The organism is Streptococcus sp. k-90 (genome assembly GCF_013277565.1).
Taxonomy (GTDB): domain Bacteria; phylum Bacillota; class Bacilli; order Lactobacillales; family Streptococcaceae; genus Streptococcus.
In genome coordinates this window covers 1-421 of the sequence record NZ_VMNE01000013.1, presented here as the reverse complement: position 1 = coordinate 421, position 421 = coordinate 1, and the positions used below count along the sequence as shown (strand labels likewise).

1 pseudogene is annotated in these 421 nt (G+C 32.3%); it reads right to left on the bottom strand.

Annotated elements, in window-relative coordinates:
• Positions 1 to 248: 248 nt before the first annotated feature.
• Positions 249 to 421 (bottom strand): annotated as a pseudogene (locus HT734_RS04645) (pyridoxal 5'-phosphate synthase glutaminase subunit PdxT); the annotation flags it as partial.

Genomic DNA, 421 nt, shown 5'->3' with positions numbered 1-421 from the left:
TGACGTGGTTTGAAGAGATTGTCGAAGAGTATTAAGGAGTATAGAATAGTATTTTAACTCCATCCTCTAAAGTGCTCCCAATAAAAGATACTTGAACACTATATTCAGCATATAAGCTTTATGCCCTAAGTCAAAACAATCATTCTTTTCTAATTTATCGTAAATAAATCTAAAATCACAGAATACTGTCAGATGACTTAAAAAATGATTCTTTGGAAAAAGCGAATCAAAACTTGATTTATCACTTTTTATTCCACTATCTTTTTGTCACACATATTTATAAAGTACTGGTGCAAGCGAACATCATCAGTCAATTCTGGATGAAAAGAAGTTACCAACATATTTTTTTCTTGGGCTGCAACGATTTGATCTTCAACTGTTGCTAGAATTTCTACACCCTCTCCAACACTGCTGATAATTG